14 protein-coding genes and 2 pseudogenes are annotated in these 17,904 nt (G+C 75.1%); 8 read left to right on the top strand and 8 right to left on the bottom strand.

All coding sequences use genetic code 11. The features are described 5' to 3' along the window. Positions 1 to 128: 128 nt before the first annotated feature. Positions 129 to 1,469 carry an MFS transporter gene (locus HUT10_RS06320; RefSeq protein ID WP_176170302.1) on the top strand — a complete coding sequence of 447 codons (1,341 nt, stop codon included), beginning with the start codon at positions 129 to 131 and terminating at the stop codon, positions 1,467 to 1,469. An 81-nt stretch (positions 1,470 to 1,550) separates the two neighbouring features. Here HUT10_RS06320 and HUT10_RS50570 read toward each other — a convergent pair. The 4 genes and pseudogenes from HUT10_RS50570 to HUT10_RS06305 all read right to left on the bottom strand — a co-directional run. Continuing rightward, positions 1,551 to 1,793: pseudogene (locus tag HUT10_RS50570) on the bottom strand (ion channel); the annotation flags it as partial. A gap of 173 nt (positions 1,794 to 1,966) precedes the next feature. Continuing rightward, positions 1,967 to 2,371, bottom strand: coding sequence for an SHOCT domain-containing protein (locus HUT10_RS06310; protein WP_176170301.1), 405 nt, complete (start codon positions 2,369 to 2,371; stop codon positions 1,967 to 1,969). Between the two features lie 191 nt (positions 2,372 to 2,562). Beyond that, positions 2,563 to 3,129, bottom strand: a complete 567-nt coding sequence (locus tag HUT10_RS50565; protein WP_254896715.1) for a LuxR C-terminal-related transcriptional regulator — start codon at positions 3,127 to 3,129, stop codon at positions 2,563 to 2,565. After that, on the bottom strand, positions 3,129 to 5,150 hold the full coding sequence (locus HUT10_RS06305) for an AAA family ATPase (RefSeq protein WP_254897540.1): 2,022 nt from the start codon (positions 5,148 to 5,150) through the stop codon (positions 3,129 to 3,131). The genes HUT10_RS50565 and HUT10_RS06305 overlap by 1 nt, the downstream gene beginning before the upstream one ends. A gap of 519 nt (positions 5,151 to 5,669) precedes the next feature. On the opposite strand from HUT10_RS06305, the gene HUT10_RS06300 reads away from it, so the two are divergent. Further along, the gene (locus HUT10_RS06300; protein WP_176170300.1) at positions 5,670 to 5,927 is read left to right on the top strand and encodes a hypothetical protein; all 258 of its coding nucleotides are present in this window, start codon (positions 5,670 to 5,672) and stop codon (positions 5,925 to 5,927) included. 5 nt (positions 5,928 to 5,932) lie between these two features. Here HUT10_RS06300 and HUT10_RS06295 read toward each other — a convergent pair whose 3' ends face one another. Further along, positions 5,933 to 7,294 (bottom strand): DUF2252 domain-containing protein, encoded by a 1,362-nt coding sequence (locus tag HUT10_RS06295; protein WP_176170299.1) that lies wholly within the window; start codon positions 7,292 to 7,294, stop codon positions 5,933 to 5,935. A 321-nt stretch (positions 7,295 to 7,615) separates the two neighbouring features. Next, complete coding sequence (locus HUT10_RS06290; RefSeq protein WP_176170298.1) at positions 7,616 to 8,122, bottom strand: DUF1269 domain-containing protein; 507 nt, start codon at positions 8,120 to 8,122, stop codon at positions 7,616 to 7,618. A gap of 194 nt (positions 8,123 to 8,316) precedes the next feature. On the opposite strand from HUT10_RS06290, the gene HUT10_RS06285 reads away from it, so the two are divergent. Then, positions 8,317 to 8,778, top strand: coding sequence for a hypothetical protein (locus HUT10_RS06285; RefSeq protein ID WP_176170297.1), 462 nt, complete (start codon positions 8,317 to 8,319; stop codon positions 8,776 to 8,778). Between the two features lie 104 nt (positions 8,779 to 8,882). Then, entirely contained in the window at positions 8,883 to 11,441 is a 2,559-nt protein-coding gene (locus HUT10_RS06280) for a LuxR C-terminal-related transcriptional regulator (protein ID WP_176170296.1), read from the top strand. 4 nt (positions 11,442 to 11,445) lie between these two features. Here the strand turns inward: HUT10_RS06280 and HUT10_RS06275 are convergent, their stop codons facing one another. Further along, positions 11,446 to 12,657, bottom strand: coding sequence for an AI-2E family transporter (locus tag HUT10_RS06275; protein WP_176170295.1), 1,212 nt, complete (start codon positions 12,655 to 12,657; stop codon positions 11,446 to 11,448). 244 nt (positions 12,658 to 12,901) lie between these two features. Between HUT10_RS06275 and HUT10_RS06270 the strand changes: the two genes are divergently transcribed. From HUT10_RS06270 to HUT10_RS06255, 4 genes are all read left to right on the top strand, one after another. Further along, the gene (locus HUT10_RS06270) at positions 12,902 to 14,341 is read left to right on the top strand and encodes a DHA2 family efflux MFS transporter permease subunit (RefSeq protein WP_176170294.1); all 1,440 of its coding nucleotides are present in this window, start codon (positions 12,902 to 12,904) and stop codon (positions 14,339 to 14,341) included. Then, positions 14,334 to 15,098: an isocitrate lyase/phosphoenolpyruvate mutase family protein gene (locus HUT10_RS06265; protein ID WP_176170293.1), complete on the top strand. Its 765-nt coding sequence runs from the start codon at positions 14,334 to 14,336 to the stop codon at positions 15,096 to 15,098. Before HUT10_RS06270 ends, HUT10_RS06265 begins: the two co-directional genes overlap by 8 nt. A 119-nt stretch (positions 15,099 to 15,217) precedes the next feature. Continuing rightward, entirely contained in the window at positions 15,218 to 15,829 is a 612-nt protein-coding gene (locus HUT10_RS06260) for a maleylpyruvate isomerase family mycothiol-dependent enzyme (protein ID WP_254896714.1), read from the top strand. 33 nt (positions 15,830 to 15,862) lie between these two features. Beyond that, on the top strand, positions 15,863 to 16,807 hold the full coding sequence (locus HUT10_RS06255) for an RNA polymerase subunit sigma-70 (protein ID WP_303246942.1): 945 nt from the start codon (positions 15,863 to 15,865) through the stop codon (positions 16,805 to 16,807). Here the strand turns inward: HUT10_RS06255 and HUT10_RS06250 are convergent. Further along, a pseudogene (locus tag HUT10_RS06250) lies at positions 16,804 to 17,441 on the bottom strand (DedA family protein). The gene HUT10_RS06255 and the pseudogene HUT10_RS06250 overlap by 4 nt on opposite strands. Positions 17,442 to 17,904 lie beyond the last annotated feature (463 nt).

The following is a 17,904-nucleotide window of genomic DNA, read 5'->3' as shown; positions in this document are numbered from 1 at the left end:
CAGGGGCACCGGGATCTCTCGGTGCACCGTCGCCCGGGCGGGACGGTGCTGCCTCATCCCCGCGGGGTGAGGTGGCCCGGCCGCCGCGCACGCCACTGTGGGCGCCACCCGAACAGGAAGGCCCGCCGATGATCGTGCTGCCACTGGCCCTCGCCCAGTTCGTCGCGAGCTACGCGGCCACCACCATGACCGTGGCGGTCAGCGCCATCGCCGCCGATCTCGGCACCACCGTGATCGGGGTGCAGACGGCGATCACGGTGTTCACCCTGACGATGGCGTCGCTGATGGTGCCGGGCAGCAAGCTGAGCGACCTCCTCGGCCGCAAGCGCTGCTTCCTGGCCGGGCTGGGTGTCTACGGCGCCGGCGCGCTGCTCGCCTCGGCCGCGACCGGGCCGGGCCTGCTGATCGCCGGCTACTCGCTGCTCGAAGGCATCGGGTCGGCACTGATGATCCCGCCGATCTACATCCTGGTCACGGTGACCAGCCGCGACCTCACCGCCCGCGCGCGGGCTTTCGGCGTGGTCAGCGGCGCGGGCGCGCTGGGTGCCGCGGCCGGGCCGCTCCTCGGCGGCCTGGTGACGACGTGGCTCGGCTGGCGCGCGTCCTTCCTCCTGCAGGTGCTGCTGGTCGGCCTGATCGTCGTGCTGGCGCTGCGGATCGTCGAACCGCCGTCGCCGCCACGCGAGCGGCGGTTCGACGTCACCGGCGCGGTGCTTTCGGCGGCCGGGCTGTTCTTCGTCGTCTTCGGTGTGCTGCAGGCGGGCACCTACGGCTGGCTGGCGTCACCGGTGTGGCTGTTCGCCGGGATCGGCGCCGCCTTCCTGGTCGCGTTCTTCGCGCACGTCCGGGCGCGGGAGCGGCGGGGCCGCGAGCCGCTCGTGCCGTCGGGCCTCTTCCGCGACCGCGGCACCCGGCTCGGCCTGCTGACCCAGCACGTGCAGTGGCTGGTGCTGCAGGGGTCGTTCTTCGTGGTGGCGGTGTTCCTCCAGGAGGTCCGCGGGTACGACGCCATCGAGACGGGGCTGATGCTGACCCCCGCGACGATCGGCATCCTGATCGCCTCGGCGGCCGCCGGCCGGATGGCGCGCCGGCATCCGCAGCGTGGCCTCGTCCGCGCCGGTTTCGTCGTCACCGTCGCCGGTCTTCTCCTGGTGCTGCTGCTGGTCCGCGCCGATTCCGGGGTGGCGAGCGCGGTGCCCGGCCTGTTCCTGCTCGGCGCCGGCGTCGGGATCATGCTGACGGCCTCGGTGAACCTGGTGCAGTCCCGCTTCCCGGACGCCGCGCAGGGCGACATTTCGGGGGTGTCGCGCAGTGTGTCGAACCTCGGCTCGTCGGTGGGGACGGCGCTGGCCGGCTCCGTCCTGGCCGGCACGCCCCACCTCGGCGGGCGTTCCTTCGCGCTGGCTCTCGCGACGCTGGCCGTCGCCGCGGTGGCCGGGCTGGTCGCCGCCCTGCTGCTGCCCGAGTGAGCCGCCCCCGGTGGCCGAGCGCCGGACCGCGGTGACGATCACCCGCAGCACCACGCCCAGCACCACCAGGTCGCCGATCATCTGGAGGGTCACCAGCACCCGGGCGCCGGTGGCGACCGGGGCGATGTCCCCGAAGCCGACGGTGGTGAACACGGTGACCGCGAAGTACAGCGCGTCGGTCCGCGTCAGCGCGGTGCCGAACGAGCCCGCGCTGTCGTGGGCGAGCACGTAGTAGCCGTCGGCGAACAGCAGGAGGAACAGCGGGACGATGAGGGCCAGTGCCTGCACGCCCTGCCAGGCCGGGAACGGCGAGCGCAGGATCATCCGCACCTCGCCGGCGACGAGCAGCACCACGAGCGCGAGCCCGGCGGTGAACGCGACCGCCGTCCACGGCCGCAGGGCCTGGTCCACCGGGAGCAGGTAGTAGAGGCAGACCAGTGCGGTGACCGTGAGCAGCGGCCGGAGCACCGCGAGGTGGGCGAACCGCCACCGGCGGGTCAACGCGCCAGTGCCTTCCGCTTGAGCGCCTGGTATTCCGCGTCGTCGATGACGCCCTCCTCCAGCAGCCGCCGGGCTTCGGCGATCTGCGCGGCGCCGCCGGTGTCCGATGTGGACACCGAGCGCACGTAGTCGTCGAACCGCCGCCGGGTGGCCGCTTCGCGCGCCCGCTGCCGATCGAGGATGTGCCTGCCCTGGGTGAGCAGGTAGAGCAGGATGCCGAAGAAGGGGAGCAGGATGAGCAGGACGGTCCAGCCCGCCTTGGCCCAGCCGGAGACGTCGTCGCGGCGGTAGAGGTCGCCGAAGGCCACGAACAGCAGCCAGAACCAGGCGATCCAGCAGAAGAACACCAGCATGGTCCACATGAGGTTCAGGAACGGGTACTCCGCGCTCGCCAGTGTCATCGAAACTCCTCGTCCGGGGAATCGGGCCGGGCACGTGCGGAACGCGCCCGGCTCAACTCGACCGGATCCCGGAGGTGCCCGCCTCACCCGCGGCGGGTGGGGCGAGCGCACGCGGAGGCCGGCCCGCGCTTTCCCGGCCGCCGCGGGCGGGTCCGCGCTGCGCCCACCCCGCGCAGCCCGGACCCGCCCGCTCACACCGAGAAGTCGGCGACCTCCGCGTCAAGCAGCCCCCGCTCCCGCGCGATCGCCACGGCCTCGCGCCTGCTGCGGACGTCCAGCTTCGTGTAGATCCCGCGGACGTGCGTCTTCACGGTGTTCGGCGAGACCGTCAGGTCCTGGGCGATCTCGTCGATCGACCGCTGCGTCGGCAGCAGGCGCAGGACGCTGCGCTCGCGTTCGGTCAGCGGTGCCGGCATCGGCGGCGTCCGCAACCGGCGCCGGACGGCGAGGATCTCGCCCGCGAACCGCTCTCCCGCGCCCAGCCCGCCGAGCCTGCTGGTCAGGAACGCGATCAGCTCCGGTGGACCGAACACGAACGGGAACCGGACGCCGGTGGGTTCGGCGGCGCGCAGGGCTTCGTCCAGCAACCGGGCCGCGCGGTCCGGAGCCCCGGACGCCAGCGCCGCCTGCACCCCGAGCAGTGCCGCTTCGATCGCCGCCCACCGCAGTTGCATCGGGGCCTCCTCGTCCGGCAACGACCGCAGGAGCGAACCCGCCGCGTGGTGGCGGCCGAGCCGCAGCTGGGTCCGGGCGCGCATCAGCAGCAGCTCGCCCGAACCGGTGAGGATGGGGAGGCCCAGCGGACCGTCTCCCTGGCCTGCCCCGCCGCACCCAGCCGGAGCGCCGCGCGCTGTTCCAGCACCGCGCACAGCGCCGCGTGCCCGGGCGGGCACGCGCGTCCCGCGCCGAGGCGGGTGCGGGCCCGGCGCATCCGCCGCAGGCCCGCGTGCCAGGCTCCCAGCTCGAACTCCGCCGCGCCGCGCAGGGTTTCGGCGAACAGCCGCAGCTCCCCGGTCGCCCGCGCGGGCGCGTCCCCGAGCAGCTGGGCGATCCGTTTCGCGTGCTTGAGGCAGTCCGCCGGTTCGCCGCGCAGCAGGGCGCCGTAGGCCAGCAGGGCCCCGGCCCTGGCGCCCTGGAGCGAGCGCGGGGGATCCAGGCGGGCGGCGGCCCGGCGGGCCAGCGTCTCGGTCGCCCGGTAGTCGCCGTCGTGGCAGGCCAGCTCGGCCAGCGTGGTGAGGCACTGGGCGACGGTGAAGTCCTCGCGGGCCCGTTCGGCCGCGCCGAGGACCCGCAGCAGGGCTTCCCGTGCGGCCTCCCGCTCGTCACGGGCGATCAGCACCCCGGCGTGGTGCACGGTCGCGAGTCCGGCCAGCCCGGAGTCACCGGACGGCTCCTCGCCTGCCGGTGCCGCCGGGGCCGCGGCGTGGTCGAGCTGGGCGAGCCACGCGTACATCAGCTGCCGCAGGACGAGCAGCTCCGGCGCCGGTTGCTCCGGCCACGACGCCTCCGCGCGGGCCAGCTGCAGGGCCGCCGCCGACGTCTCGGCCGCCTCCAGGCACAGCCCGGCCGAGATCAGCGCGGCCGGTGCTGCGGCCGGGATCCGGCGGTCCTCCAGCAGGGACAGCGCCAGCCGCAGGACCTGGTGCTCGCCCGCGAGGAACAGCGTCACGGCGTGCTCGCTCAGCAGCTCGCCGACCCGGCCGGGATGTCCCGACCGGACGCTGTGGAGCAACGCCGGCGCGGGCCGGTCCTGCCCGGCGAACCAGCGGGCCGCCTTCGCGTGCAGGGCCCGCGTCCGGTCCGGCGCGCGCCGCTGCTGCTCCGCGCGCAGGTACGTGCGCAGCAACGGCAGCACGCGGTGGTTCGGGGGAGCGCCCACGGACTCGACCACCTGGGTGGCCGGGCCGCCGAGCTCGCGCAGCGCCGCCTCGGCGTCCGCCCGGCCGGAGAGCACCGGCGCCAGCCCGGCCGGCACGTCGTCGCAGATGCTGATCGTCCGCAGCAGCTCCCGCTGCGCCGCGCTCAGCGCGGCGAGCACCTCGTCGGTCAGGTAGGCCAGCACGGCGCCGTCCCGGCCGGTGGCGAAGTCCCGCAGGCTGCCGTGCCGGGTCGCGGAGGCCGTGGCGAGCCGCAACCCGGCCGGCCAGCCGCCGGTCCGGGCGACCAGCCCGGCGACCTGGTCCCGCGGGATCGCCGGGCCGGCCGTGGCCAGCAGGACGGTCGCCTCTTCGGCGGTGAACCGCAGCCGGGACGCACCGATCTCGACGAGCCGGTCGGCGAGCCGGGCCCGGCCGAGCGGCAGCGGCGGTTCCCGACGGCTCGCGACCGCCAGGCACAGGCCCGCCGGCTGGTGGCGGACCAGCGAGCGCAACCCCTGCCACGGACCGGGTGCGGTGATCTCCTGAGCGCTGTCGAGGACGAGCACGACCGGTTCGGGCAGCGTGTCGAGCGCGTCGGCGACCTGGGCCAGGAAGGCGAGGTCGGTGCTCGGTGCGGCGGGCACCGCCAGCCACCGCAGCGGGTTGTCCCGGGGGATCCGGCCGCAGCGGCCGAAGGCTTCGAGGACCGCGGACCAGAAGAGCCGGTCATCGTTGTCGTCGGCGTCGGCCGACAGCCAGGCGACCGTTTCGCCGTCCCGGTACCGGGCCCACTCGGCCAGCAGCACGGTCTTGCCGAACCCGGCCGGGGCGCCGACGAACACCAGGGCGGCTTCGCCCGCCTCGTCGAGGACGCCGAGCAGCCGCGGGCGCGACACGAAGTCCGCGGGCGGCCCGGGCACGGTGATCTTGGTCCTCGGTACCCGTCTTCGGACTCCGACGTCGTGGCACTGCCGCATGTCGGTTCCTCCTTCGCGATCGGTTGCGGATAATTACTCGCGGATCCTGTCACGCAATTGGGCAGGCTCACCCGCTGCGGGCGAAGAGAACAACGGCGAGCGGCACAATGGTGTGCCGGGTGAAAAATCGTGGAGATGCCCCGGGGAAACGTCCGCGGCGATTCGCCGTTTCCCAGTTCTGCTGGCTCGGCCCGGGTGAGGTCGTGGTCCTCGACGTGGTGCGGACCGGCCGGATCAGCGCCGGTTCGGTGCTGCTCGGGCTGGCCGTCGCCCTGTCCGCCTTCATCCCGGTGACCGAGCTGCGCACCGGCGTCCGCGCCGGTGCCGACCTGGTCGCCCGGCTGATCTTCCTGCCGGCCCGCGGCTGGTCGGCGGCGGTGATCCTGCTGGACGCGGCGATCGTCGCCCGCGCGTGGTTCTCGGCGGGCCGCCCCGCCGCGACCGGGGTGCCCGGTGAGCGGGATGGGGCTCCTCGGTCTCGCCGCGGGCGCCAATTACGTCTTCCGCGGCGCCGGTGCCATTCCGGAACGGGCCGCCGAAGGCGTCGAGGATTTCCGTGGCGTGCTCGTGGTGCCGGTGCCGCCGGAAACGATAGTTTTCGGGACCGTCGCCGATCCGGGAAGCCTTCCGGTGATCCTGCGGCGGCTCGAGGCGCTCGGAATGCACGTGCAATCGGTGCACCGGGTCCGGGAGCTGCCGGTGGTGCAGCGCGCGGGCTGACCCGCTCACGGCGCGGCGGTCGCCGTGACGTGCCCGGCCCGGATCGCCTGCCGCAGCGCGGCGTGGTCGCGTTCGTTCTGGTCGGCGCAGGCCGTCGCGAACTGCCGGACGGCTTCGGCGAACGCCGGGCCGGAGCCCAGGTAGGCGGCGATGGCGAGGGCATCCCCGGTGCGGGCGTGCGCCCGGGCCAGCGTCCACCCGCACAGCCGCGCGTGCGCGCGCAGCACGTCCGGGCCCATCGTGGTGACGTCGGCGGCGGGCTGCTCGTCCCGCAGCCGGCGGACGTGGAAGTCGGCGGTCCGGCCGTCGAGCCCGGCGCGGGCCCAGCCGAGGAAGACGTCGCCGGTGGCCTGGATCCGCCGCTGGCCGGTGACCACCCGCCGGGCCGGGCCGCCCGCCACGGTGGTGCCGGTGTACTCCTGCAGCACCGACGGCCGGGCCTCCTGCACCTGCAGGAACAGCGGGTCCCCGGTGCCGGTGCGGACGAGCAGCACCACCCACGACCGCGTGCCGACGTCACCCGGCCCGGTCACCGTGCGGGCCGCGTCGGCGAGCCGGTAGCGGTCCAGCAGCGCCCGCCGCGCGGGACCGAGCGTGCGCCGGTAGTGCGTCAGCACGACGCCGAGGCGGTCGGTCAGCGTCGCCGGGTCGCCGTCCCCGGCCAGGTGGCCCGCCGGGACGACGGACGGCGGCCGCTCGGCCAGCCGCAGGTGCCCGTCGCGGATCTCGGTGAACCGCCGGACGCCGGCGGCACGCCCGTTCCGGGGGCCGAGCCGGTGGGCCGCGACCGTCCGCAGCGTCCGGGCGTCGGCCGGGGCGAAGAAGATGTCGAGCGCGGTGCGGCGCGCGAAGTCGTGCATGGCCAGGCGGTAGGCCTCGACCGCGGCGAGCACGGTGCGCCGTCGCACCGCCGCGGCGTGGCCGTTCTCCCGGCCGGTGACCTCGAAGCTCGCGGCCAGCCGCTTGACGTCCCATTCCCACGGCGCGGGCAGGGTCTCCCCGAAGTCGGCGAAGTCGAACACCAGCCGGCGGCCCTGTGCGGTGAACAGGCCGAAGTTGGCGAGCTGGGCGTCCCCGCACGCCTGGACGCCGAACCCGGTCCGCGGGGTCAGGGCGAGGTCGGCCGCGGCCGGGAGCGCGGCCCCGCGGAAGTAGGCCAGCGGCGAGGCCGCCATCCGGCCGTACCGCAGCGGCCGCAGTTCCGGGACCCGGTCGCGGTCCTGGCGGGCCAGCAGGGTCAGGGGATCGGCGCGCTGGACCGGGCTCGGGAATTCGGCGTGCGCCTCCGCCGGGACGGCGGTGCGTGCGGTGCGGGCCTTGGCGATCCGCACGTCGGGGGCCGCGGTCTCGTTTTCGGTGAGAGTCATGGGACGGATCGTCGGCCCGCGCGACCGGTCGCGGCGTCGCCCGCCGGGGGTGAAGCGGGGAGTCATCCACCACGGGTGACGACCTGCGGCGGCGCGGGCCCCAGTGTGAGCCGTGGAGGTGCGGTGATGACGAAGCGGACGCCGGGCCGACGGCGGGTGCGCCACGGGGATCTCCCCGCCCGGCCGGCGCCGCGCTTGGCCATCCCGTCCGGCCGGCCCCGGCGTCGCTCTCGGGGGAGCGCGCGGGGCGGGTGAACCTCCCACGGGGACCGCGGCGGCGCTCGGGGGCGTCGCCGCGGTCCTGCCCGTGGCTCGCCGGGGTTACCGCGGCTGCGGCTGCGGCGCCTCACCGAAGGCCTCGCGCAGCCGGGCCTCTTCGACGTCCGACAGGTTGGTGCTCAGCAGCGTGGCGCCGGTTTCCTTGAACGGCTCCACCACCCGGTCCAGCACGGTGTCCTCGGACATCACGAACAGCGCGGACGTTCCCGGCGTCACCTGGGATCGGACGGTGTCGATGAACTCCGTGTCGATCCCGACGTGGCTCAGCGACCCGGTCAGTGCGCCGATCGCCGCGCCGACGGCCATGCCCAGCAACGGCACCAGGAAGATCAGGCCGAACAGCAGGCCCCAGAAGCCCCCGCCCAGCGCGCCGGCGCCGGTCAGGTTGCCGAGGTCCTTGGTCTTCGGCTTCTTCCGCCCTTCTGGCCACGACACGTATGCCGCATCGGCGATCGAGATCAACTGCTGCTTCTGCAGCTGCCGGAGCAGATCCAGCGCGTTTTCGGCACCTTCGACGGTCGGGAACCGCCAAACGGTCAACGTGGACACGACATCCTCCTCGGTTCGCGGATCGGTGTTCGTGCCGAACGGTTCCCCGGGTCCGGGCGGGCGGCATCGCCCACGCCGTGTGAGCCCGCGGCCGAGGTGGCTGATCTCACCTGGGTCGGGCGAGGACCGGTGAACCGGCAACCGACCATGATCGCCCGGGTCCGCAGCCCACCCGAGGAACGAGGAGACCGACCATGACCGAACCCATGCAGCCCCGGGCCGGAACGACCGGCGCACGGGCGCCGCTGCCCCCGGACCGGGCCGTCGCGCGGTCGCGGCGGGTCGGCTGGATCTGGTTCGCCGGGGCGATCACCGTCCTGGCCGGACTGTTCAACGTGGTCGAAGGCGTGGTCGCGCTGTTCGACCGGGACTACTACGTGGTCGGCCCGTCCGGCCTGCTCGTCTTTTCGCTGGCCGGCTGGGGCTGGCTCCACCTGATCGTCGGGCTGCTCGTCGTGGTGACCGGCATTGCGCTGTTCACCGGCGCGCAGTGGGCGCGGGTCGTCACGGTCGCGCTCGCCGGGTTCAACGCGCTGGCGCAGCTGGCTTTCCTGTCCGCGTACCCGTTCTGGGGCCTGATCGTGATCGCGCTCGACGTCCTGGTGATCTGGGCCGTCATCGTGCACGGCGACGAATCGACCTACGAAATCTGGTGACCCCGGCGTCCCGGCCGGACACGGGTGATCAGTAGTGTCGTGGCCCCTCGCCCGGCGTCGACCGCGGATCCGGGGCGCATTCTCCCGACAGCCGAGAGGTTCACGTGCCCGAACGAACGACGCCGGAGTTCCGGCCGGTGCCCGGGGTCAAGGTCGCGGTGCCGCGGCTGCCGGGCATCTTCGTCCCCCGGCCCCGGCTGGCCGCGGTGCTGGACCGCGCCACCACCCGGCCCGTCACGGTGGTCCGGGCGCCGGCCGGGGCCGGCAAGACCACCGCGCTGGCCGGCTGGGCCGGCGACGGCCACGACGTCGCCTGGGTGGCCCTGGACGAGGACGACAACGACGAGTCCCGGCTGTGGGCGGCCATCCTCGGCGCGCTGCGCCGCTGTCCCGCGGTGCCCGGCGACCGTGGTCTGGACCGGCTCGGCCCGCCGGCACCCGGGCGGCGGCGGGCCTTCCTGGCCGATCTGGACGACGCGCTCGCCGGGCCGGGCCACCCGGTGCGGCTGGTGCTCGACGACCTGCAGGAGATCGCCCGCGCGGAACCACTGGAGGCGCTCGCGGCGTTGGCCCGCCACCTGCCCGCCGCCTTGCGGCTGGTCCTCGTCACCCGGGTCGAGCCGCGGCTGCGGCTGGCCCGGCTGCACGTCGAAGGCGTCCTGTCCCGGGTGGAGGCGGCCGAACTCCGCTTCACCGCCCGGGAAACGGCGAACCTGTTGCGGTCATGCGGAAGCGTGGTGGGGGACGACCGCGTCCGTGAACTCACCGAACGCACCGGTGGCTGGGCCGCGGCGCTGGGCTGGGCCGCCGTTTCGGTGCGCGACGCCGACGACGCCGATCGGCTCGTCGCCTCCGTCACCGGCGACGAACGGGCGGTGGCCCGGTTCTTCGCCGACGAAGTCCTCGCGCGGCTGCCCGCTCCGACGTCGGATCTGCTGCTGCGCCTCAGTGTCTGCGACGCCGTCGGGGCGACCCTCGCGGTCCGGCTGTCGGGCCGGGCGGACGCCGGCGCCCGGCTGGACGAGCTCGAGCGGGCGATGGGGCTCGTCACGCGCACGCCCGCCGACACCTACCGGCTGCCGCCGCTGCTCCGCGGGTTCCTGCGGGCCGAGCTGGCCCGGCGGGACCCGGAGAGCGTGCCGCGGCTGCACGGGATCGCCGCCCGCTGGTACGCCGGCGAAGGCCGCTTCGGGGAGGCGCTCCGGCACGCGGTCGCGGGCCGCGACCGGCAGCGCGTCCTCGGCCTGGCCCGCGAGCACGCCGTCCGCCAGGTGCTGGCCGGTGACGGCGAGCCGGTGCGGATCGCGCTCACCTACCTGGGGGCCGCGGCGGTCGCCGCGAGCCCGGCGCTGCGGCTGGCCTCGGCGCTGGAGAACGTCCAGCGCGGCCTGCCCGACGAAGCCGCGGCCGACCTCGGCGCGGCGGACCACGACCACGAGCTGTGGCCGCTCGCCGCCCGCCACCTGGCGCTGGTCACCGGGAAACGGCCGCCGGAGAACACGCTCCCGGAGGCCCGGCCGTCCGGTTTCGACGCCTGGGTCACCCTCGACCGGGCGTGGCAGTCGCTGCGCCGCGGGGCCCGGCGGCACGCCGTCACCCATGGGCAGGAAGCCCTGCGCCTGGCTCAGGGGGACCGGCTCGACCACCTGATGCTGCACAGCAGGCTGGCGCTGGCCGTGGCCACCGCCGTCGGCGGCGACCACCGCGCGATGCGGCGCGCCTGCACCGGAGCGCTCGCCGTCGCGCGGCGCCACGGCTGGCGCCGGACCCCGGGCGTCGCGGAGTGCCACCTGATGCTGGCCTACGACGACCTGATGCGCGCCGAGCCGGTGGCCGCGGCCCGCGAACTGGCCCAGGCGGCCGCGGCGGAGGTGCCCGGCGGCGCCCCGCTGCTGGCCCCGCTGCGCGCGTTCTTCGAAGGCATGGTGCGCTTCGACGACGGCGACCGGACGGCGGGCTCGGAAGTGATGCGCGTGGCCCGGCACCGGCTCGCCGGGTTGGACCTGCCGCCCGAGTTCGTGGGCGTGTGCGGCGTCAGCGAGTACCACGCGGCCCTCGCCCTCGCCGAGGGCGTGCACGCGGCGGAGGTGCTCGCGTGGATGCACGAGCGGCTGCCCGGGAGCGGCGAGCTGGCGCTTCTGCGGGTCCGCGCCCACCTGGCCGCGGACGAACCGGCGGCGGCCGAGGCGATTTTGCGCGACACCGCGGGGGCGACGTCGTTGCTGCCGGCCACCCCGGTCGACCGGTGCCTGGCGGAAACCGCGCTGGCGCTGCGGTCCCACCGGCGGACCAAGGCACTGCACGCGCTGGACCGCGCGCTGGCACTGGCCCGGCCGGACGGCCTGGTGCGGCCGTTCGCCTTGGCCGAGCCCCAGGTCGCGCACCTGCTGATCGACCACTCCGGCGGCTTCGGTGCCCTGGACCGCTTCGCCCAGGCGGTCCGCGGGCGGCTCGTGCCGCATGCGTCGGCGAGCAGCTTGACCGACCGCGAGCAGGTGGTGTTGCAGCGGTTGCCGTCGCAGCGGTCGTTGGATGAGATCGCGTCGGATTTGACGGTGTCGGTGAACACGGTGAAGACGCATGTGCGGGCGATTTACGGGAAGCTCGGGGTGAACAACCGGCGGTCGGCGGTGGTGGTGGCCCGTCAGCACGGTTTGACGTGAGGCTTCAGTCGGTTTCGCGCTGGGGAGCCGACAGCAGCGCTTCGGCCCAGCGGGCCCGTGGGTCGACGTCCACCAGCAGTGCCTTGGCCAGCAGGGTCGCCGGGACGGCGAGGACCGCGCCGAGCGGGCCCAGCAGCCACGTCCAGAACACCAGCGCCAGCACCGTGACCAAAGTGGACAGACCGACCGAGCCGGCCACGAAGCGCGGCTGGATGAGCGACTGCACCACGAAGTTCAGCCCGGCGTAGACGACGAGCACCACGAGCAGGCTGCGCCAGCCGCCGTCGAGCAGGGCGATGACCGCGGGCGGGGCGACGCCGATCACGAAGCCGACGTTCGGGATGTAGTTGGTGACGAACGCGAGCAGGCCCCACAGCAGCGCACCCGGGACGCCGAGCAGCGCGAGCGCGGTGGTGTCGAGGGCCGCCACGAGGCCGCCGAAGACGGTCGTCACGACCAGGTACCGCCGGGTGCCGGCCGCGAAACCGCGCAGCGACGCGGAAATCCACGGCCGGTCGCGCGCGATCCGGCCCAGGCGCCGGCCGGCCCACGCGGTTTCGGCGCTGAGGAACAGCAGCAGGGCGAACAGGAAGGCGAGGTTGGTGACCAGGCCGCCGACCCCGGCGAGCAGGGAGCCGGCCAGTCCGACGAGCTTGCCGGTGTCGACCGACGACAGCATGGCCCGCAGTTCGGTTTCCCCGACGCCGAAGCGGCCCAGGACGGTCAGGCCGTCGTGGAGGAGTTCGTCGACGCGGCCGGTGTAGTGCGGGAGCAGCACCGAAAGCTGCGCCACGGACACCACGAAGACGAGGAAGAAGCCGACGAGGATCGCGTAGACGGTGACGACCAGCACGCCGACGGTCAGCCAGCGGGGCAGGCCCTTGCGCCGCAGCCACGTCCGGACGGGATCGAGGGTGATGACGACGACGAGGGCGAGGAAAACGGGCCCGGCGAACCAGGCAACGGCCTGGACCCCGGCCAGCACGACCACCGCGGCGGCGGCGCCGAGCAGCACGACGAGCGCGCGGGGGAGCGCGGGACCGCCGGTTCCGGGCCCGGTCTCGGGAGGCCACGGAACCGGCGGCGGTTGCGCACCGCGGCCGAACCGGTCGGCAATCCCCTGGAAGGGGCGGTGCGCCCGCCGATCCCGGCCCCGGCGCCGCCGGGGCTTGAGGGACCGTCGAGCCGGGACATCGGCGAGCGTGGCACGCACCATGCGAATCCTCCGGGAGACGAGCGGCGGCGGTTCCCACGGTGGCGGGGCCCGGGGGTTCCGGCTTCACCTGGTGCGGGGGAAAGCGGCGAAAGGGCACTGACCGCGGCACCCGAGGTGCCTGCACGGTCAATCGACGGGCCGGGCCGCCGATCGACCGGGCGGACACCGATTCCTCCGGCGCCCGGGCGGTGTCCAAGTCTTCGGAAGCGGCGAGAGGCCGGTGACCGGAGGCAAGGAGACACGAGTGCGCACCACGACAACACCCACGCCGGTGGCGCCGGCCGCGGGACGGACGCAACGACGCTGGGTGCTGGTCATCGCCTCGGTGGCGTCGTTCATGGTCGTCCTCGACGCGCTGGTCGTGTCGACCGCGCTGACGGCGATCCGGACCGACCTCGGCGCGTCGGTCACCGAACTCGAGTGGACGGTCAACGCCTACGGCCTGAGCTTCGCCGTCCTGCTCATGACCGCGGCGGCGGCCGGCGACCGCTGGGGACGGCGGCGGGTCTTCGCGGCCGGGGTGACGCTGTTCGCGGCGGCGTCACTGCTCTGCGCGATCGCGCCCGGCGTGGAGGTCCTGATCGCCGGGCGGGTGCTGCAGGGCGCCGGCGCCGCGTTCGTCATGCCGCTCGCGCTCGCCCTGCTCGGGGCCGCCTTCCCGGCCGAGCGGCGAGCCGCGGCGCTCGGCGTGTTCGCGAGCGTCAGCGGGGTGGCGGTGCCGCTGGGACCACTGCTGGGCGGCGCGATCGTCGAAGGCGTGTCGTGGCCGTGGATCTTCTGGATCAACGTCCCGATCGGGGTGGCGCTGGCGTACTTCGCGCTGACCCGGACCGCGGAGAGCCACGGCCCGGACCCGGCCCTCGACGTGCCGGGCCTGGTGCTGGCGGGTGCCGGATCGCTCGGCGTGGTCTGGGCCATGGCCCAGGGCAACGCGGCCGGCTGGACCAGCGTGACGGTGCTGGGACCGCTCCTCGCGGGCTTGGCCGCGTTCGGCGCGTTCGTGGCGTGGCAGCGGAAGGCGGCTCACCCGATGCTGCCGCTGCACCTGTTCCGCTCCCGCCGGTTCGCCGCCGGCAACGTCGTGATCTTCTGCCACTGGGCGTCCGCGCTGGGCGCGGTGTTCTTCATGGCCCAGTTCTTGCAGGACGGGCTGGGCTACGGGCCACTCGCCGCCGGGCTCGGGCTGGCGCCGTGGGGGCTGACCACGACGGTTGTCCCACAGCTGGCGGGCCGGCTGGTCGGCCGGTTCGGCGAACGGCCGTTCATCGTGGCCGGGCTGGGGTTGCACGCCGTCGCGATGCTGTGGATCGCCCTGGTGGCCGGGCCGGAGATCGGCTACTGGGCGATCGCCGTGCCGCTGGTGCTGTCGGGGACGGGGATCGCGATGTGCTTGCCGGCGGCGCAGAGCGCGGTGCTGACGTCGGTCGCGCCGCGGTTCCTCGGCAAGGCTTCGGGCGCGTTCAGCGCGATGCGGCAGCTGGGCGGGGCGTTCGGCGTCGCGGTCCTGGTCGCCGGGTTCTCGCTGGCGGGCAGTTACGCGTCGGGAGCGGCGTTCTCCGCCGGGTTCGCGGCCGCGGCCGTGGTCAGCGCCGTGCTCGCGGCGCTGGGCGCGCTGGCCGGTGCCGTCATCCCCCGGCGTTCGGTTGATCCGGTCGATGCGGTGAAGGAGCTGGGCGATGTCTGATGCGAAGGCCGGTCTGCTGCGCGGGCTGCACCACGGGGAGCTGCTGGTGCTGCCGAACGCGTGGGACGAGGAGAGCGCCTCGCTGGTCGTCGAGGCGGGGTTCCCGGTCGTGGCGACCTCCAGTGCGGCGGTGGCGGACGCACTGGGGCACGGGGACGGTGAGCGTGCGCCGTGGCGGGAGATGTTCGCGGCGGTGGCGCGGATCGCCCGCGCGGTGCCGGTCCCGGTGACGGTGGACGCCGAGGCCGGCTACGGCCTGGAGCCCGACCGCCTCGTGGCGGAACTGCTGGCCGCCGGGGCGGCAGGCTGCAACATCGAGGACACCGACCACCGGGCCGGGGGACTGGTGCCCGCGGAGGTGCAGGCGGACCGGCTGGCGGCGATCCGCGCGGCGGCCGGGACGGCGTTGGTGATCAACGCGCGGATCGACACCTTCCTGCCGGCCGGCGCGATTCCCGAGCCCGAGCGAACGGCCGAAGCGGTCCGCCGCGGCCGGCTGTACCGCGCGGCCGGGGCGGACTGCGTGTACCCGATCGGGGTGTCGAGCGCGGCCGACCTCGAGCGGATCGTGACGGGCGTGGGCGGGCCGGTGAACGGGAACACGGGGGCCGAACTGGATTTGGGCACCCTGGCGTCGATGGGGGTCGCCAGGGTGTCCTTCGGGCCGCGGTTCTACCGGGCGGGGATGGCCGCGTTGCGTGATGGGCTGGCGGAGCTGCGGCGCGAGGTGGAGAAGGTGGGGGTGTCCCATGGGTGAGGGGGCGGTCGTGGCGTGTGGTGGGCCGGGGTTGCGGCGGGCGGTGGGATTGTCGGCTGGTTGCGGGGCGGCTAGGGGTGGCGGGCCGGCGAAGTCGCGCGCTGCGGCGGGAGTGCCCGGTGCGTGAGCGAGCCCCCGCCGATTCCCTCGTACCGCCTCCCGCCGCCGAAGCCGAGCCGGCTCGGCCGGCCGACGAGGCGATGCTCACCGCCGCGCTCGGCTATGCGCTTTCCTCGGCGGCCGAGGTCGGGCTCGCCGATCTCGGGCGCCCCTCGGCCTGCGACGGCTGGACCGTCGCCGACACCCTCGCCCACCTCACCCTCTCCCTCCGCTGCGTCGCCGTCTCCCTCGCCTCCGGTGCCGTGCCGCCCGATCCGCCGCCGCGCGCCGGGCCCGTCACCGCCCGGAGCCTGCGGCGAGACCTCGGCCGAGCCGTCGCCGCGCTCGGGTCGGCGGCCGCGGATCTCCGCGGCCGGCGGGCGGTCGCCGTCGACGGGCGGCCGCTGCCGTGCCGGCGGCTGGTCGTCGTCGGCGCCATCGAAGCCGCCGTGCACGGCTGGGACGTGCACCGGGCCAGGCCGATCCCCGGCCCGCTCGCCGGGCGGCTGCTCGCCGAACTGCCGTCGGTGCTCGATCGGGGCACCCGGCGGGGCCTGTTCGCCGAGCCCGTCACCCTGCCGCCGGGCCGCCCGCCCGGCGAACGGCTGCTCGCCGCCCTCGGAAGGGGATGATCGACGATGTCCACGACGAACGAGGAGCGTGTGGTGTCTTCCGAGGAGCGGCTGCGGGACGAGTTCGGCTCGCTGCGCCCGGCGCTGGTCGCACACTGCTACCGGATGACCGGGTCCTACCAGGACGCCGAGGACGCCGTCCAGGAGACCTACCTCAAGGCCGCCAAGGGCGTCGACGGCTTCGAAGGCCGGTCCTCCCTCAAGACGTGGCTCTACCGGATCGCCACCAACACCTGCCTCACCGAGCTGAACCACCGCGGCCGTCGCATGCTGCCCGCCGGGCTCGGGGCGCCGTCGGACGACCCGGAGACGCGCGTCTTCGCCGACGACACCGTGGCGTGGCTCGAGCCGCTGCCCGACGCCGTGCTCGGCGACCCCGGCGAGGTCGTCGTGCGGCGCGAGTCCGTCCGGCTCGCGCTGGTGGCCGCGCTGCAGCACCTGCCGGCGCGGCAGCGTGCCGCGTTCCTGCTGCGCGAAGTCCTTTCGTGGTCGGCCGCCGAGATCGCGGACGCGCTCGGCGTCAGCGTGCCGGCGGTGAAGAGCCTCCTGCAGCGGGCCCGCGTCCGGCTCGACGAACTGGACCTGGACGGGCCGCCGGAGCTCGGCCCGGAAGCCGAGCGCGCGCTGCTCGACCGCTACATCGCGGCCTTCGAGGCCGAGGACACCACGGCGCTGCGGGCGGTCATCCGGGACGACTTCAGCCTCGAAGCCGTGCCGCACCCGGTGTGGTTCCAGGGGCTGGCCGTGTGCCTGCCGTTCCTGGACCGCGCGTTCGCCGCGCCGGGCGGTGCGGCCCGGTTGGTGCCCACCCGGGCGAACGGCCAGCCCGCGGCGGGCAGCTATCGCCGGGACGCCGCCGGCGTCCGGCGCGCCGACGGGCTGTGGGTGTTCACGGTGACCGGCGGCCGCTTCTCCCGCGCGGTCAAGTTCCACGGCGCACAGCTGGTGACGGCGGCCGGGCTGCCCGACCGGCTCTAGCCGCGCTTGCGCCGCCTGACCACGAAAACCCCGATGGCGACGGCGATCGCGGTCAGCACGACGTATTGGAGGTACGACGCGTACCGCTCGACGAGCGGCCAGTGTTCGCCGAGCAGCCAGCCCGCGAGGACGAACCCGGTGTTCCAGACGAGGCTGCCGGCGGTGGTGTAGAGCAGGAACCGCCCGAACGGCATCCGTTCGACGCCGGCGGGCAGCGAGACGAGGCTGCGGAAGACGGGGATCATCCGCCCGAAGAAGACGGCTTTGCCGCCGTGCCGCGCGAACCACGCGGCGGTCCGGTCGAAATCGGCGGTCCCGACGAGCGGAACCCGCGCCACGAGCCGGCGCGTGCGGTCGTGCCCGAGCCGCAGCCCGAGCAGGTAGACGACGACGGCCCCGGCCACGGAACCGAGGGTGGTCCAGAAGAGGGCACCACCGAGGCTGAAGGCCCCCCGTCCGGCGGCGAACCCGGCGAGGGGCAGGACGAGCTCGCTGGGCAGGGGCGGGAAGAGGTTGTCGAGCCCGACGACGATGGCGGCACCGGGACCCCGAGCGACTCCATGAGCCCGACGGCCCAGCCGGCCACCCCGGTGAGCTCCCCGGAAGCGGCGGGGGAGGCGGGGGAGGTGGTCATCGGGGCTCCTGGGGGTGGGTCACGGCGGCGGGCGGGGACGGCTCGGCTGGGGTGGGCGATGCGCGCCGGTCGGCCGGAGGCGGTGGGTTGGGCGGCGCCGGCTCGGGCGGTGCAGGCTCGGGCTGCGGCGAGTTGGCCGCCCCGGGCGCGCGGCGCAGCATGGGGCGATGCGGCTCGCCGGGGGCGGTGGGCTGCGGCAGGTTGACCAGTTTGCGCTGGTTGGCGGGTCGTGCGCGAAGGCGAGCTGGGCGGCTCGGCGGGCGGCGCCCGCTCGGGCGGCCATCGGGCGGTGCGGCTCGCCGGGGACGACGGGCCGCGGCGGGCTGGGCGGCTCGGCTGGGGCGGCGGGCGATGCGCGCCGGTCGGCCGAAGGCCCCGGCTTGGGCGGTGCGGCTCGTCGGGTTTGGTAGGCCGTGGCGGGTTGGCCGGTTTGCGCCGGGTGAGCGGGTGTGTGGAGGCGAGC

Origin of the sequence: Amycolatopsis sp. Hca4 (assembly GCF_013364075.1) — a bacterium.
Lineage (GTDB): Bacteria > Actinomycetota > Actinomycetes > Mycobacteriales > Pseudonocardiaceae > Amycolatopsis.
The sequence above is the reverse complement of the archived record's forward strand: the minus strand, read 5'-3'. Positions and strand labels throughout refer to the sequence as shown.